General features: G+C 53.5%; 14 protein-coding genes, 1 pseudogene and 1 riboswitch. Of the genes and pseudogenes, 9 read left to right on the forward strand and 6 right to left on the reverse strand.

What is annotated here, in order from left to right; genetic code table 11:
- Nucleotides 1-41 precede the first annotated feature (41 nt).
- The 4 genes from argC (at nucleotide 42) to argH (ending at nucleotide 4,533) form a co-directional block, all read left to right on the forward strand.
- Nucleotides 42-1,046, forward strand: a complete 1,005-nt coding sequence (gene argC, locus ACQ86O_RS06165) for an N-acetyl-gamma-glutamyl-phosphate reductase (protein ID WP_431224531.1) — start codon at nucleotides 42-44, stop codon at nucleotides 1,044-1,046.
- A 20-nt stretch (nucleotides 1,047-1,066) separates the two neighbouring features.
- Nucleotides 1,067-1,840, forward strand: coding sequence for an acetylglutamate kinase (gene argB, locus ACQ86O_RS06170; RefSeq protein WP_431224532.1), 774 nt, complete (start codon nucleotides 1,067-1,069; stop codon nucleotides 1,838-1,840).
- A 27-nt stretch (nucleotides 1,841-1,867) separates the two neighbouring features.
- Entirely contained in the window at nucleotides 1,868-3,088 is a 1,221-nt protein-coding gene (locus ACQ86O_RS06175) for an argininosuccinate synthase (protein ID WP_431224533.1), read from the forward strand.
- A gap of 71 nt (nucleotides 3,089-3,159) precedes the next feature.
- Complete coding sequence (gene argH / locus ACQ86O_RS06180) at nucleotides 3,160-4,533, forward strand: argininosuccinate lyase (RefSeq protein ID WP_431224534.1); 1,374 nt, start codon at nucleotides 3,160-3,162, stop codon at nucleotides 4,531-4,533.
- 69 nt (nucleotides 4,534-4,602) lie between these two features.
- Here argH and ACQ86O_RS06185 read toward each other — a convergent pair whose 3' ends face one another.
- The 4 genes and pseudogenes from ACQ86O_RS06185 to ACQ86O_RS06200 form a co-directional block, all read right to left on the reverse strand.
- On the reverse strand, nucleotides 4,603-4,695 hold the full coding sequence (locus ACQ86O_RS06185) for a toxin-antitoxin system HicB family antitoxin (protein WP_431224535.1): 93 nt from the start codon (nucleotides 4,693-4,695) through the stop codon (nucleotides 4,603-4,605).
- Nucleotides 4,696-4,711: 16 nt separating this feature from the next.
- Nucleotides 4,712-4,927: a hypothetical protein gene (locus ACQ86O_RS06190; RefSeq protein WP_431224536.1), complete on the reverse strand. Its 216-nt coding sequence runs from the start codon at nucleotides 4,925-4,927 to the stop codon at nucleotides 4,712-4,714.
- A gap of 375 nt (nucleotides 4,928-5,302) precedes the next feature.
- A pseudogene (locus tag ACQ86O_RS06195) lies at nucleotides 5,303-6,750 on the reverse strand (dihydrolipoyl dehydrogenase).
- Nucleotides 6,751-6,889: 139 nt separating this feature from the next.
- Nucleotides 6,890-7,621, reverse strand: coding sequence for a glutathione peroxidase (locus ACQ86O_RS06200; protein ID WP_431224537.1), 732 nt, complete (start codon nucleotides 7,619-7,621; stop codon nucleotides 6,890-6,892).
- A 150-nt stretch (nucleotides 7,622-7,771) separates the two neighbouring features.
- Between ACQ86O_RS06200 and oxyR the strand changes: the two genes are divergently transcribed.
- Complete coding sequence (gene oxyR, locus ACQ86O_RS06205) at nucleotides 7,772-8,689, forward strand: DNA-binding transcriptional regulator OxyR (protein WP_431224538.1); 918 nt, start codon at nucleotides 7,772-7,774, stop codon at nucleotides 8,687-8,689.
- On the opposite strand, the gene sthA is transcribed toward oxyR, so the two are convergent.
- The gene (gene sthA, locus ACQ86O_RS06210) at nucleotides 8,672-10,069 is read right to left on the reverse strand and encodes a Si-specific NAD(P)(+) transhydrogenase (RefSeq protein WP_431224539.1); all 1,398 of its coding nucleotides are present in this window, start codon (nucleotides 10,067-10,069) and stop codon (nucleotides 8,672-8,674) included. The two genes, oxyR and sthA, sit on opposite strands and share 18 nt — an antisense overlap.
- Nucleotides 10,070-10,283: 214 nt before the next feature.
- Here sthA and fabR point away from each other — a divergent pair, with 214 nt between their 5' ends.
- The 4 genes from fabR to ACQ86O_RS06230 all read left to right on the forward strand — a co-directional run bounded on the left by fabR (nucleotide 10,284) and on the right by ACQ86O_RS06230 (nucleotide 14,289).
- Nucleotides 10,284-10,916 (forward strand): HTH-type transcriptional repressor FabR, encoded by a 633-nt coding sequence (fabR, locus tag ACQ86O_RS06215; RefSeq protein ID WP_024482854.1) that lies wholly within the window; start codon nucleotides 10,284-10,286, stop codon nucleotides 10,914-10,916.
- Nucleotides 10,917-10,929: 13 nt separating this feature from the next.
- Nucleotides 10,930-11,286 carry a YijD family membrane protein gene (locus ACQ86O_RS06220; RefSeq protein WP_431224540.1) on the forward strand — a complete coding sequence of 119 codons (357 nt, stop codon included), beginning with the start codon at nucleotides 10,930-10,932 and terminating at the stop codon, nucleotides 11,284-11,286.
- A gap of 275 nt (nucleotides 11,287-11,561) precedes the next feature.
- On the forward strand, nucleotides 11,562-13,163 hold the full coding sequence (locus ACQ86O_RS06225) for an MFS transporter (protein ID WP_431224541.1): 1,602 nt from the start codon (nucleotides 11,562-11,564) through the stop codon (nucleotides 13,161-13,163).
- Nucleotides 13,150-14,289, forward strand: a complete 1,140-nt coding sequence (locus ACQ86O_RS06230; RefSeq protein WP_431224542.1) for a glycoside hydrolase family 88/105 protein — start codon at nucleotides 13,150-13,152, stop codon at nucleotides 14,287-14,289. Before ACQ86O_RS06225 ends, ACQ86O_RS06230 begins: the two co-directional genes overlap by 14 nt.
- A 34-nt stretch (nucleotides 14,290-14,323) precedes the next feature.
- Here the strand turns inward: ACQ86O_RS06230 and trmA are convergent, their stop codons facing one another.
- Entirely contained in the window at nucleotides 14,324-15,424 is a 1,101-nt protein-coding gene (gene trmA, locus ACQ86O_RS06235) for a tRNA (uridine(54)-C5)-methyltransferase TrmA (protein WP_431224543.1), read from the reverse strand.
- A 122-nt stretch (nucleotides 15,425-15,546) separates the two neighbouring features.
- A riboswitch (cobalamin riboswitch) is annotated at nucleotides 15,547-15,781 on the forward strand.
- The last annotated feature ends 27 nt before the right edge of the window (nucleotides 15,782-15,808 follow it).

Here is a 15,808-nt window from a genome sequence, read left to right on the forward strand (position 1 = left end):
GCAAGTGACTCGTATTGCCAGCCAAGAAGGTGAAAGGCCACATGTTGAATACGCTGATTGTTGGTGCCAGCGGTTATGCCGGAGCAGAGCTCACGGCTTACCTGAATCGCCACCCACACATGAACATAACCGCTTTAGCGGTTTCAGCGCAAAGTGCAGATGCAGGAAAATTGCTTTCTGAGCTGCATCCTCATTTAAAAGGTGTCATCGATCTGCCTTTACAGCCTCTGGTTGACGTGGTCGAAGCCGCGAAAGGCATTGATGTTGTCTTCCTCGCCACTGCCCATGAGGTGAGCCATGATATCGCGCCAGCCTTCCTGGCAGCCGGTTGCGTGGTGTTCGATCTTTCCGGTGCTTTCCGCGTTCAGGATATTGAGTTTTACAGCCAATATTATGGTTTTAAGCATCAGCATGCCGATTGGCTGGCGCAGGCGGTTTATGGGCTGGCAGAGTGGCACAGTGAAGAGCTCAAACAGGCGCAGTTGATTGCCGTGCCGGGGTGCTACCCGACGGCTGCGCAACTGGCGCTGAAACCTTTGATCGATCAACAACTGCTGAATCGGGATCAATGGCCGGTCATCAACGCCGTTAGCGGCGTGAGCGGCGCCGGGCGTAAAGCCAGCATCACCACCAGTTTTTGTGAGGTCAGCCTTCAGCCTTACGGCTTGTTCGCCCATCGTCATCAACCAGAAATCTCTGCCCACCTGGGGGTGCCGGTCATCTTTACGCCGCATTTGGGCAACTTCCCTCGGGGTATTCTGGAAACCATCACCTGCCGTCTGAAAGCCGGCGTTACTGCCCAGGACGTGGCGGCGGCTTACCGTGCGGCATATGACGGCAAACCGCTGGTACGGTTGTACGACAAAGGAGTGCCGGCCCTGAAATCCGTTGTGGGCCTGCCGTTTTGCGATATCGGCTTTGCCGTGCAGGGCGAGCATCTGATCGTCGTGGCAGCAGAAGACAACTTATTGAAAGGTGCAGCCGCCCAGGCGGTGCAATGCCTGAATATCCGTTTCGGGTTCCCGGAAACCCAGTCATTACTTTAAATCAGCGTGAGTAAACAGCGATGAATCCATTGATTATCAAGTTAGGCGGCGTATTACTGGACAGTGAAGAAGCGCTGGAGCGCTTGTTTACCGCGCTGGATGTCTATCGCCAAGAGCATCAGCGCCCGCTGGTGATTGTCCATGGCGGCGGTTGCGTTGTGGATGAACTGATGAAACAGCTCTCCCTGCCGGTGGTGAAGAAAAACGGCCTGCGCGTCACGCCAGCCGAACAGATCGACATCATTACCGGTGCGCTGGCGGGGACTGCCAACAAAACCCTGCTGGCATGGGCAGTGAAACACAAAATCAACGCCGTTGGTCTGAGCCTGGCAGACGGTGGCAGCGTTGCTGTCACGCAGTTGGACCCAGCATTAGGTCACGTTGGCAACGCACAACCAGGTTCTCCCGTGCTGCTCAATACCTTGTTGGGTGCCGGTTACCTGCCGGTGGTAAGTTCCATTGGGATCACTAACGATGGCCAACTGATGAATGTGAACGCCGATCAGGCTGCGACGGCCCTGGCCGCCACGCTGGAGGCGGATTTAATCCTGCTGTCGGATGTCAGTGGCATTCTCGACGGGAAAGGGCAGCGTATCGCGGAAATGACAGCACAAAAAGCAGAGCAACTGATTGCTCAAGGCATCATTACCGATGGTATGGTTGTGAAGGTGAATGCGGCACTGGATGCGGCCCGCACGCTTGGCCGCCCGGTGGATATCGCCAGCTGGCGCAATGCCGAAAAGCTTCCTGCTCTGTTTAATGGTGTGTCGATTGGCACCCGGATCCTCGCTTAAATTTAAGAATTAACAAGGAATAACACAATGCAAAACAAAGGCATCAAGAAAATCGTTCTGGCGTACTCCGGCGGTCTGGATACTTCGGCCATCATTCCATGGCTGAAAGAGAACTACGATGGCTGCGAAGTCGTGGCTTTCGTTGCGGATATCGGCCAGGAGCGCAGCGATCTGGAAGGCGTTGAGCAGAAAGCTCTGCAATCCGGTGCCTCTGAGTGCCACGTTGTCGATCTGCGTGAAGAGTTTATCCGCGACTATGTTTATCCGGTGCTGCAAACCGGTGCGTTGTACGAGGGCAGCTATCTGCTGGGTACCTCTATGGCGCGTCCGATTATTGCCAAAGCACAGGTTGATCTGGCGTTGAAAGTCGGCGCAGACGCGCTGTGCCACGGGGCAACCGGCAAAGGTAACGATCAGGTGCGTTTTGAAACCACCTATACCGCGTTGGCACCACACCTGAAAGTGGTGGCGCCATGGCGTGAGTGGAACCTGCGTTCCCGTGAAGCACTGTTGGATTACCTGAAAGAGCGTCATATACCCACCACCGCCTCACTGGAGAAAATCTACAGCCGTGACGAAAATGCCTGGCATATCTCCACTGAAGGTGGCGTGCTGGAAAGCCCATGGAATGCCCCGAATAAAGATTGCTGGGTATGGACTGTTGATCCGCAGGAAGCGCCGGATCAGCCAGAGCAGGTATCGGTCACTGTAGAGAAAGGCCGTGTGGTTGCGGTGAACGGCGAGGCGATGAGCCCATACAAATGTCTGGAAACCCTCAACGTGCTGGGTGCCAAACACGGCGTTGGCCGTATTGATATTGTGGAAAACCGCCTGGTAGGTATCAAATCCCGTGGCTGCTACGAAACCCCAGGGGGCACCATAATGGTGGCCGCACTGCGCGGAGTTGAGCAGTTGGTTCTGGATCGTGATAGCTTTAAGTGGCGTGAGCAGTTGGGCCTGGAAATGTCCTATGTAGTTTACGATGGCCGCTGGTTTGCTCCGCTGCGTCGTTCTATCCAGGCTTCTGCGCAAGCGCTGGCGGAAGAGGTGAACGGCGAAGTCGTGTTACAGCTGTATAAAGGCCAGGTAACGGCAATCCAGAAGAAATCCGCCAATAGCTTGTACTCGGAAGAGTTTGCTACCTTTGGCGAGGACGAGGTTTACGACCACAGCCATGCTGGTGGCTTTATCCGTCTGTTCTCGCTGTCTTCCCGTATTCGTGCGTTGAACGACGAGAAGCAAAAATAATAGCAATTTAGCGTCAAATTGAGGGGCGCAGCATGCTGCGCCCTTTCGCATACTTATTCAGGAGCAAGATTATGGCACTTTGGGGCGGACGCTTCAGTCAGGCAGCAGACCAGCGGTTCAAACAATTAAATGATTCTCTGCGCTTCGACTATCGCCTGGCGGAACAGGATATTGTGGGTTCCGTTGCCTGGTCAAAAGCGCTGGTAACCGTCAATGTACTGACGGCAGCAGAACAACAGCAACTTGAGCAGGCACTGAATGTGCTGCTGCAAGAAGTGCAGGCCGATCCCCAGGCGATCGTCAAAAGCGACGCGGAAGATATCCACAGCTGGGTAGAGCAGAAGCTGATCGACAAAGTGGGCGATCTGGGTAAAAAACTGCATACCGGCCGTAGCCGTAACGATCAGGTGGCTACCGATCTGAAACTGTGGTGCAAGCATCAGGTAAGTGAACTGCATCAGGCGATTATCCAGTTGCAGCAAGCGTTGGTAGAAACCGCCGAAGCCAATCAGGACGCTGTGATGCCTGGTTACACCCACTTGCAGCGCGCGCAACCGGTAACTTTTGCCCACTGGTGCATGGCCTATGTGGAGATGCTGGCGCGTGATGAGACTCGCTTGCAGGATACGCTAAAGCGCCTTGATGTTAGCCCGTTGGGTAGCGGTGCCTTAGCCGGTACGGCTTATCCGATCGATCGCGAGCAGCTTGCTGGGTGGTTGGGCTTTGCTAGTGCTACCCGTAACAGCCTCGATAGCGTATCTGACCGTGACCACGTTTTGGAATTGCTGTCGAATGCCGCCATCAGCATGGTGCATCTGTCGCGCTTTGCCGAAGATTTGATCTTCTTCAACAGCGGTGAAGCGGCGTTTGTTGAGCTTTCGGACCGTGTAACTTCCGGCTCCTCCCTGATGCCGCAAAAGAAAAACCCGGATGCGTTAGAGCTTATCCGTGGCAAGTCTGGCCGTGTTCAGGGGGCTCTGACCGGCATGATGATGACGTTGAAAGGCTTGCCGCTGGCTTACAACAAGGACATGCAGGAAGACAAAGAAGGGCTGTTCGACGCCCTTGATACCTGGATGGATTGCTTGCAGATGGCGGCTCTGGTGCTGGACGGCATTCAGGTGAAGCGCCCGCGTTGCCAGGAAGCGGCGCAGCAGGGTTATGCCAACGCCACCGAACTGGCTGATTATCTGGTGGCCAAAGGTGTGCCGTTCCGCGAAGCGCACCACATTGTGGGTGAAGCGGTGGTTGAAGCGATCCGTCAGGGCAAACCGTTGGAAGACCTGCCGCTGAGCGATTTGCAGAAATTCAACAGCGTGATTGGCGAAGACGTTTATCCGATCCTGTCGCTGCAATCTTGCCTGGATAAGCGTGCGGCCAAAGGCGGCGTTTCTCCTCAGCAGGTCGCCAGCGCGATTGCCGAAGCCAAAAAACGCCTGTATTAAACTCTGCCAGGGGCAGCAGCAATGCTGCCCTTCGAATTTATTTGCAGGGGCGCTGCCTGCCGCACCCGCTTATCCTGCCTGCCGTGCGCACAGATAACGGTTCAAACTGATGCCTTCATCCATGGCATTCATCGCCAAGCGGCGATGCTGTTTTGGAGTCATCCGCAACACCAGCTTGCTACTGAAGTTTTCTCTGCCAGCGCCTCTGGCGGTGTTTCGCCTTGAGCGAGCATATCGCAATCACCTCGCAGACCCGTTTTTCAATACCGTCTAGCGCAGCCGTGTGGGTAGTGGCCAGCCATGACAGTGAGGGAAACTCTGTACAGAGGCCGACATATTCGCTGTCCCCCGCTGACCAAGTGATACGGTAGGTCGAGTGTTCATGTCTTTCCATGCTCTTCCTCCAGTTTGATCAATGCAGAGATGACTTGTTTAGCCTGATAGACCTTTGCCATGCCGTTGGATATTGACCCGTGGGTCTCCTGGCCACGTTCAAGCGAGGTGGGCCAAACCAGTAGGTGCAGATCTTTACCAATGCGTTGAATTTTATGTTGGTTTGCCGCTGTTGCAGATCGTCAATGGTCTCCCTGAGTCCTTTCATTTAACTCCTCAGTATTAGTATCAATATTGATATCACTTCAAGCTAAAGGAATATAAAAATGACGCTGGAATCAAAATTCGGCAAGCAGGATGGTTCAAGGCTGGAATGCCATACGCAAAAAACCGGGCGCAAGGCCCGGCTGTGATGACTAACTGCATCGCGAAAGGTTTATTCGCCAGGACAACGCTGGCAGCGTTCCGCCTCGGATTCACCCAGTTTCAATTTGGACTGCAGATCGCGTAGCGCAGTGCGCAGGCCTTCTTCGATCACCGGATGATAGAACGGCATGTCCAGCATCTGGTCGATGGTCATCTGCTGTTGATGTGCCCAGGCCAGCAGGTGAGCGATGTGCTCCACATCCGGGCCCATCATTTCGGCTCCCAGGAAGCGGCCAGTGCCTTGCTCGCCATAGACGTGCAAGATACCTTTGTTACGCAGCATCACGCGGGAACGGCCCTGATTCTCGAACGACACTTCACCGGTTTCAAAACAGCCACAGGCGCTGAATTTCTGGCTCAGTTCGCGGAAGGTCGCCCCCACCATAGCGATCTGTGGATCTGAAAACACGACGGAAATCGCGCTGCGGCGCAGGCCAGGATTGATTTCCGGGAAACTGCCGGCGTTTTGTCCGGCAATACGTGCCTGATCGCTGGCTTCGTGCAGCAACGGTAGTTGGTTGCTGGCATCTCCGGCGATGAAAATATGCGGCAAGTTGGTTTGCATGGTCAGACGATCGGCCTGCGGTACACCTTTGGCGTCCAGCGCCAGAGTGGTGTTTTCCAACCCAAGGTTGTCAACGTTCGGGCGACGGCCCGTGGCGGCCAGCACATAATCCACCATTATTTCCTGCATCTGACCCTGTAGATCCTGGTAGCGGATAAACACCTTGTCGCCTTCACGCTGCATGATGTCCACTTTGACATCTGGATCGAGGTAAAACTCTTCCCCTAGCGTTTTAGCGGCATATTCACGAACCACGCTGTCAGTCAATGGACCAACCGCACCACCAACGCCGAACACTTTGGTGCTAACACCAAGACGATGCAGCGCTTGGCCCAGTTCCAACCCGATAACGCCTGGGCCGAATACCGCGACGGATTGGGGTAAATCGCTCCAGTTAAAGACATCATCATTAACGATCAGGCGATCTCCCAACGAGTTCCAGGGGCTGGCCAGCTCGGGCGTGAACCGGTAGCGATCACAATACGTTGCGCCACGATGCGCGTATGCTCGTCCACCTGTAACGTATTGTCGTCAATAAAACGGGCATAGCCCTGAATTTTGTCAGTGGCCGGGATACTATCGACCCCTTCCAGTACGAAGCCGACAAAGCGATCGCGCTCGCGTTTGACACGATCCATCACCTCACGGCCATTGATGGTGGTTTTCCCCGCAGGGTGGACGCCAAAACCTGGGGCCCGTTCTATCTGGTGCACCGCTTCTGCAGCGGCAATCAGTAATTTGGATGGCATACAGCCAACGCGTGCGCAGGTGGTGCCAAAAGGCCCGCCTTCGATCATCACTACGCTGGGGGTCGAAAGTTTGGCTGCGCGATAGGCACCTAATCCGGCGGTGCCACCGCCAATCACGGCAATATCCACATTCAACAGTTTCATATCCGCTCCTGGAAAGATCCTTGATGTAAAAAAAGGCGGGCTAGTGCCCGCCAAAAAGTTCACGTTGGCATTTAACCCAATGTTTTCAAACAACAGATTGTTGAACTGTGCATGATGTCCATCGGGGTTTTTTTATAATTCAAGCTGACAGGAAAGTTTCCAGGTCATCGCTGCCACCAATGTGGCGGCCACCGATAAATACCTGCGGCACGGTCGCACGGCCAGTTACAGCGCGCAGGCTGACCGTGGTAGCGTCCTGGCCGAGCACAATTTCTTCATACTGGATACCGCGCTCTTGCAGCATTTGTTTGGCTTTGGCGCAGAACGGACAGCCCGGTTTGGTAAACACGGAAACCGATTCCTGCACTTTGAACTCCGGCGCCAGGTATTTCAGCATGGTGTCTGCGTCAGATACTTCAAACGGGTCGCCCGGCTTGTTGGGCTCTACGAACATTTTTTCCACTACGCCGTTGCGCACCAGCATGGAATAACGCCATGAGCGTGGGCCAAAGCCCAGGTCGGCTTTCTCAACCAGCATGTTCATGCCTTTGGTGAATTCGCCGTTACCGTCTGGTACGAACGTAATATTTTCAGCGTGCTGGTCTGCTTTCCAGGCATTCATCACAAAGGTGTCGTTTACGGAGACACACAGAATGCTGTCAACGCCATGCTGCTTGAACACACTGGACAGTTCGTTATAGCGCGGCAAATGGCTGGAAGAGCAGGTTGGGGTGAATGCGCCTGGCAGAGAGAACAGGATTACGGTTTTGTCTTTAAACAGGTCATCAGTGGTGGTATCAATCCATTGGTCGCCCTGACGGGTGTGGAAAGTAACCTGAGGGACTTTTTTGCCTTCTTGGCTGGTAAACATGGATTAACCCCTTAATTAAGAAAATAAATTTTTAGTGTTCGCAGTGTTTCGCTTTGTTGTTGGACATTATTCACATCGGGGCTTGATAGATCTAATCGCTCATTGCTATCTTATCTATCGCCATGAGCTATCATGGTATGGAGGGAAACAATGAATATCCGTGATTTAGAGTACCTGGTCGCCTTGGCCGAGCACCGCCATTTCCGGCGCGCTGCAGATTCATGCCATGTCAGCCAGCCCACGTTGAGTGGGCAGATCCGCAAGCTGGAAGACGAACTGGGCGTGATGTTGCTCGAGCGAACCAGCCGTAAAGTGTTGTTCACTCAGGCGGGTTTATTGCTGGTGGAACAGGCGCGTACCGTGTTGCGCGAAGTCAAAGTCCTCAAGGAAATGGCCAGCCAGCAGGGCGAGGCGATGTCCGGGCCGCTGCATATCGGCCTGATCCCCACCGTGGGGCCTTACCTGCTGCCGCAAATTATCCCTACGCTGCATAAAACCTTTCCCAAGTTGGAAATGTATCTGCACGAAGCGCAAACTCATCAATTGCTGGCACAACTCGACAGCGGCAAGCTCGATTGCGCCATCCTGGCGCTGGTGAAAGAGACCGAAGCTTTCATTGAAGTGCCATTGTTTGATGAGTCGATGAAGCTTGCGGTTTATTCCGATCACCCTTGGGCACAGCGCGATCGCGTAGCAATGCCTGATTTGGCGGGGGAAAAACTGCTGATGCTGGAAGATGGCCACTGCCTAAGGGATCAGGCGTTGGGCTTTTGCTTCCAGGCCGGGGCGGATGAGGATACCCATTTCCGCGCGACCAGTCTGGAAACGCTGCGTAATATGGTAGCTGCAGGCAGTGGCATTACGTTGTTGCCAAAGCTTGCGGTACCGCCTGAACGTGAGCGCGACGGCATTTGCTATCTGGACTGTTACAAGCCGGAACCGAAGCGCACCATCGCTTTGGTGTATCGCCCCGGTTCCCCGCTGCGTAGCCGTTACGAGCAACTGGCCGAGGCAATTCGCGAACATATGCAGAATTACCTGGGCACGGTGCTAGAACAGGCGGTTTAAACCGTTTAGTGCTGCAACACGGTAGGCTTCGGCCATGGTCGGATAGTTGAAGGTAGTATTTACGAAGTACTCGATCGTATTACCTTCACCTTTCTGTTCCATGATCGCCTGGCCGATGTGAATGATCTCTGCCGCACGCTCACCAAAACAGTGGATCCCAAGGATCTGCAGCGTTTCGCGGTGGAACAGGATCTTCAGGCTGCCAACGCTCATCCCGGCAATTTGCGCACGAGCCAGATGCTTGAACTGCGCTCGGCCCACTTCGTACGGCACTTTCATCGCCGTCAGCTCCTGCTCGGTTTTACCCACTGAGCTGATCTCCGGAATGGTATAAATGCCCGTTGGAATGTCTTCGACCAAATGCCCGCTAGCTTCCCCGGAAGAAATGGCCTGTGCAGCGATACGCCCCTGATCGTAAGCGGCTGAAGCCAGGCTTGGGTAGCCGATGACGTCACCGACAGCGTAAATATGGGCCACGGCAGTCTGGTACATACTGTTGACCTTCAGCAGGCCGCGGCTGTCTGCTTCCAGGCCCACGTTATCTAACCCCAGCGAATCGGTATTGCCGGTGCGGCCATTGGCGTACAGCAGGCAATCGGCCTTCACTTTTTTACCGGATTTGAGATGAACGATAACGCCGTCATCGGTGCCTTCGATCTTCTCGAACTCTTCGTTGTGACGGATCACCACACCGTTATTCCAAAGATGGTAAGACAAGGAGTCTGACATTTCCTGATCGAGGAACGCCAGCAGGCGATCGCGGGTGTTGATCAGATCGACTTTTACGTTCAACCCACGGAAGATCGAAGCATATTCACAGCCAATCACCCCCGCACCATAGATAATCACATGGCGCGGTTCATGGCTCAGCTCAAGGATGGAATCGCTGTCATAAATGCGCGGGTGTTTAAAATCGACGCTGTTTGGGTGGTAAGGGCGTGAGCCACAGGCGATGACGATATGGTCGGCGCGGACAGTATCCTGGGTGCCGTCCATATAGCTTACGCTGACGGTATTAGCGTCAATAAAACGGGCATCACCGGCAAACAGTTTGCATTGGTTACGCTCGTAAAAACCTTGGCGCATGCGGGTTTGCTGATTAATGACGTTATCGGCGTGGCGAAGGATGTCAGGGAAAGTTGCACTGAGCGTGCGGGAGTTATTGTAAAGCGGGTTCTGGTTGAATTCGATGATGCGGCTGACGGCGTGGCGGAGAGCTTTGGAGGGGATGGTTCCCCAGTGAGTACAGCCGCCGCCCACGTTATTGTACCGCTCAATCACGGCCACGCGGGCACCTTGTTTCACCAGCCCCATAGCGGCGCCTTCACCACCAGGGCCCGAGCCAATAATAATGGCGTCAAATTGATAGTGCTGTTGCATGTAGGAGAGACCTGTTCTTATACAAAATTACAACGGTATCTTAACATCATAGCGCTGCGTGCCCAATCACCATTAGGCTTTTTGAGGCAAAGCACAATCAGTGCGGTTCGGAACTGTGACAAAGCGCGTTTGTGTAAATGCTGTTGCAATAAATTTGCTATATTGCCAGTTCTGCGACGTTAGACTGAGAGAATGGAATTATCCGGATATGCATATGGGCGTCAGAGCACAACAAAAAGAACGGACGCGTCGTTCCCTCATCGAGGCGGCTTTCAGCCAGCTCAGTGCCGAACGCAGTTTTGCCAGCCTGAGCCTGCGCGAAGTGTCACGCGAGGCGGGTATCGCGCCCACTTCATTTTATCGTCATTTCCGTGACGTGGATGAACTCGGGTTAACCATGGTAGACGAAAGCGGTCTGATGTTGCGCCAGTTGATGCGCCAGGCACGCCAACGTATTGCCAAAGGCGGTAGCGTGATCCGCACGTCGGTTTCTACCTTTATGGAATTTATCGGCAATAATCCCAATGCCTTCCGGCTATTGTTGCGTGAACGCTCCGGGACTTCTGCGGCGTTCCGTGCCGCGGTAGCACGCGAAATTCAACATTTTATTGCCGAACTGGCAGACTACCTCGAGCTCGAAAACCACATGCCGCGCAGCTTTACCGAAGCGCAGGCGGAAGCGATGGTGACGATTGTATTCAGTGCTGGTGCGGAAGCACTGGATATTGATATTGAGCAACGGCGCCAGCTTGAAGAACGGTTAGTGTTGCAATTGCGGATGATTTCCAAAGGGGCTTATTACTGGTATCGCCGCGAGCAAGAAAAAGCGTCTGTATCCCACGTATAACAAGGTGAAAGTAATGGAAAAACCAAGCCGAGAGAAGAGTACTTTACTGCTGGCGTTAATCGCTGGCCTGTCGATTAACGGCTCTTTTGCCGCGCTGTTCAGCTCGGTGGTGCCGTTTTCTGCCTTTCCGTTGATTGCATTGGTGCTGGCGGTGTATTGCCTACATCAGCGTTATTTGAGCCAGCCGATGCCTGAAGGCATGCCAAAACTGGCTGCTGGCTGTTTCCTGCTGGGGATTCTGGGATACAGTGCAGTAGTGCGCGTAGAATATCCGCAGATTGGCTCTAACTTCCTGCCTTCGATTCTCTGCGTGGCGTTAGTGTTCTGGATTGGCTTTAATTTAAAGAAACGTCATACAGCGGTGCAGTAACAACCCGCGCTATGTCATGGGCATCCTTCGGGGTGCCTTTTTGTTTTTAGTGGGTTCAAATCACTCACCAACTAAATGAAACGATATTTCATTTAAAAAATAACGTATTTTCAATAATCGATCATTGATCTGGTTGTTCTTTGCCTGATTGCCATAGGCTAGCGCCGGATGGCAAAAATACAAAGGTTTCCCCCAACCCTGTTGCTAGTTTGGCTCAAGGCCGAACGGGCATTCATTGCCCGCTTTCTGTATGACTCAACAGGGACACGACGGTAATGAAGATACGAAAGATCGGGTTACTCAATTATCTGGCCTACGGCTCGGGAGACTTTCTCGGCGCAGGTACCACCGCACTCACCGCTGCTTGGTTACTCTATTTCTACACCACGTTTTGTCATTTGACGCCCATTGAAGCGACGTTCATTTTTGCCATTGCCCGCGTCGCGGATGCGGTGCTTAGCCCGCTGATGGGGTATCTCACGGATAACTTTGGCAGCACCTGGTTCGGCAAGCGGTTTGGTCGGCGCAAATTCTTTATCTTACTGGGGATCCCCTGCGTATTCAGTTACAGCCTGATGTGGGTTGGCGATATGGGGTATCTCTATTATCTGCTGACTTATCTGCTGTTCGACATTGTTTACACCATGATCCTGGTGCCGTATGAAACGCTGGTGCCGGAGATGACCGACGACTTCAAACAGAAAACCAAGTTTTCTGGTGCCAGGATTGCCATGGCGCAGCTGTCAGCGATCCTGGCCGCTTTCCTGCCGGGCGTCCTGTTGCAGCACTTCGGTAAGGATAATGCTGTCTCATTCTTTTACTCGAGCCTGGTGTTTGCCGTGATCTGTTCACTGGTGCTCACATTGGTCTATTTCTTTACCTGGGAGCGCCCGGCCGCCTTGAAGTCTGAGGCGATGCGTGAGCTTGAGCGGGAACGCCAGCAATTGACGTTGTGGCAAAGCCTCAAGCGCCTCAACACCGAACTGACATCGACGCTGCGTGTTCGTATTTTCCGCCAGCATCTTGGGCTGTATCTCGGCGGCTATATTGCTCAGGACGTGTTTAACGCCGTGTTTACCTATTACGTGGTGTTTGTGCTGATGCAGACGGCCACGGTGGCTTCCAACCTGATGGGAATGATGGCAATCCTGCAGTTTGTCGCGGTGATTGGCATGATCCCATTGTGTATCCGCTTTGGGCCAGCCCCTTCTTATCGGCTGGCGGTCAGTCTGTTTGCCCTGGCGGTGATTTCCTACGGCATTCTGTACTTCACCGATATGAGTGATTCCATGTCGATGCTGTTGTTGATTTCGGCGCTGGCAGGCTTGGGCCGTGGCGGTATCAATTATGTTCCCTGGAACATTTATACCTACATTGCCGATGTGGATGAAACCATTACCGGCCAGCGTCGGGAAGGGATTTTTGCCGGTGTGATGACGTTGACGCGCAAAGCCTCACAGGCGGGGGCGGTCATGCTGGTTGGCATTATCTTGCAGTTGTCAGGCTTTGTTTCCGGGCAAAGTCAGCAGGCGCCTTCGGTAGGGCATACCATCTTGGGCGTGTTGGTTTGCGGCTCTCTGGTGATGCTCACCCTCGGCTTTGTCATTTCGCTTTATTTCCGTCTTAACCTGAATACCCACCGGATACTGATACAGGAAACGCAGAAAATGCGTACTGCCAATCGGCCGGTTCCCGACCTTATCACTCCCCAGGCCCGTACCGTCGTTGAGGTACTGACCGGCATCAGATACGAATCCCTTTGGGGTAATAACAATATCGGTTATTTACACCGCCACAATCCACCGCCTGAAAAACCGGTGCGTAACGCGGCGAGAGAACTGCCAGCCATGACAAGAGAGCATCATGAAGGTTTTTGAGGTCAAGCACAGCGCGTTATTGCGCCAGCCGCAGCATTTCATTTCACGCAGTGAACTGAAGGGATTGATCCACCAAGTCACGGAGAATCTGGTGAACATCAAGGATATGACGGGGGAATTCCTGTTACGTCTTGATGATGGCCGCGTTATCGATACCAAAGGATGGGCTGGCTGGGAGTGGACACATGGCATTGGGCTCTACGGTATTTATCAGTATTACCAGCAGACCGGCGATCTCGGTATGCAAGCGGTGATTGATGACTGGTTCAGTGCCCGGTTGGCTGAGGGCACACCCACTAAAAATGTGAATACCGTCTGCCCATTTTTGACCCTGGCATACCGCTATGAAGAAACCGCTAACCCGATTTGGCGGCCTTATCTGGAACGCTGGGCGGAGTGGGTGATGTACGAGATGCCGCGTACTGAAAAGCAGGGGTTACAACACATCGTCTACAACAATGAAAATCATCAGCAAATGTGGGATGACACTTTGATGATGAGCGTACTGCCCCTGGCGAAAATCGGTAAGCTGCTGGACCGGCCTGAATTTGTGGAGGAGGCAATCTACCAGTTCCTGTTACATGTTCAGTACCTGATGGATCGACAAACCGGCCTGTGGTTCCATGGCTGGACATATGAGGGGAACCACAACTTTGCTCAGGCTCGCTGGGCCAGAGGGAACAGCTGGTTAACGATAGTCATTCCTGAATTTTTAGAGCTGTTGGATTTACCGGAGCAAAACGCAACCCGGCGTTATTTATTACAGGTTCTGGAAAGCCAGATCAGCGCTCTGGCGCAATGCCAGCATGAGAGTGGTTTGTGGCATACCTTGCTAGACGATCCGCATTCATACCTGGAGAGTTCAGCCACCGCCGGTTTCGCCTACGGCATATTAAAAGCGGTACGTAAACGTTATATCGATGCGGCATATGCGCCAGTGGCAGAGAAAGCCGTGCGTGGTGTGATTGCCAACATCAATCCGGCCGGGGAGTTAATGCAGGTCTCTTTTGGCACTGCAATGGGTACGGCGCTGGATTATTATCGCCAGATCCCCCTGACTTCAATGCCCTACGGCCAGGCGATGGCGATTTTATGCTTGTCGGAATATCTCAGGGTCTACCTTTAGGAACCCGGCGGGCATTGGCCCGCCGTTCAACCGGTCAGCGGCGCTCCAGCAGTACACCGCACTCCATATGGTGGGTGTAGGGGAACTGATCGAACAGCGCCAGGCGGGTGATTTTGTGCGTGGTTTGCAAGGTGCCAAGGTTGGCGCACAGCGTTTCCGGATTGCAGGAGATATAAAGGATGCGGGGATAGGCTTGCACCATCTTCACCGTTTCTTCATCCAACCCGCTGCGCGGTGGGTCGACGAAAATCGTCTCGCAATTGTAGCTGCCAAGATCGATGCCCTTTAAGCGGTTGAACTCACGCACCCCATTCATTGCCTGAGTGAAGTCTTCTGCGGCCATACGGATAATCTGCACATTATCGATCTGGTTGGCGGCGATGTTGTATTGCGCCGCTGCGACTGAGGGTTTGGCGATCTCAGTGGCCAGCACACGCTCGAAATTGCGTGCCAGTGCCAGCGAGAAGTTGCCGTTACCGCAATACAACTCCAGCAGGTCACCTTTGGAACCTTGGGTGACATCTAGCGCCCACTCCAGCATTTGCACGTTCATTGCCGCGTTTGGCTGAGTAAAGCTGTTTTCTACCTGGCGGTAAATCATATTGCGGCCACCAACTGGCAGTACTTCATCGACGTAATCCTGATCCAGCATGATTTTCATCTTTGAAGCACGGCCAATCAGTTGCAGATCGAAACCTTGTGTGCGTAATGCATCACGCAGCGCAATGGCATCCTGCTGCCACTGTTCGTCCAATTTGCGGTGGTACAGCAAAGAAGCGATGATTTTGCCACTTTGCGTGGAAAGATAATCTATCTGGAACAGCTTATGGCGCAGGACTGGATTGGGTTTGATCGCGGCCATCAGCGCGCTCATCAGGCGATTAATCAACTCGCTGGCTGCTGGGAAGGTATCGACGCGGATACGTTGCTTGGTCTGCTGATCGAACATGATGTGGTACATCTCGTCCTCATCATGCCAGATGCGGAATTCCGCACGCATACGGTAGTGGCTGACTGGCGAGCGGAACACTTGCGGCTCAGGCGCCGTGAACGGTGACATCATCGTCTTCAGACGGGCAGTTTTCTCTGCCAGTTGGTCATCATAGCGTTCAATGGGCAAATTCTCGGGCGTCATGGCTCTTCTCGTCAGTCAAATTGGATCAGCGGGGATTGTAGGGAATCAGTCTGTGAAGTCCAGTTTTGTTGTGTTTAATGTTGGTAACATTATTAGCAGTCTAGACATCTATTTTCATTGATTGTAGCATTACCGTCCGGCCTCAAGCAGCGAGTGAAAAGGGAATCCAGTGCAAATCTGGAGCTGACGCGCAGCGGTATGGGGAAGTCACGGCGATAGCGTTTCGGCCTGGAATTTAACAGATCGAATTACGCAGACACTGTCCACTGCTGGATGGGAAGTCATCGCTCGGTGCGGGTTGCCAATGGCAATCGGCAAATCCCAAGCCCGAAAACCTGCCGGTGTACGTCGCAATATCCATCGCCGTCGCGAATTATCGGCTGT

The organism is Serratia sp. L9, assembly GCF_050632285.1.
Classification (GTDB): domain Bacteria; phylum Pseudomonadota; class Gammaproteobacteria; order Enterobacterales; family Enterobacteriaceae; genus Chania.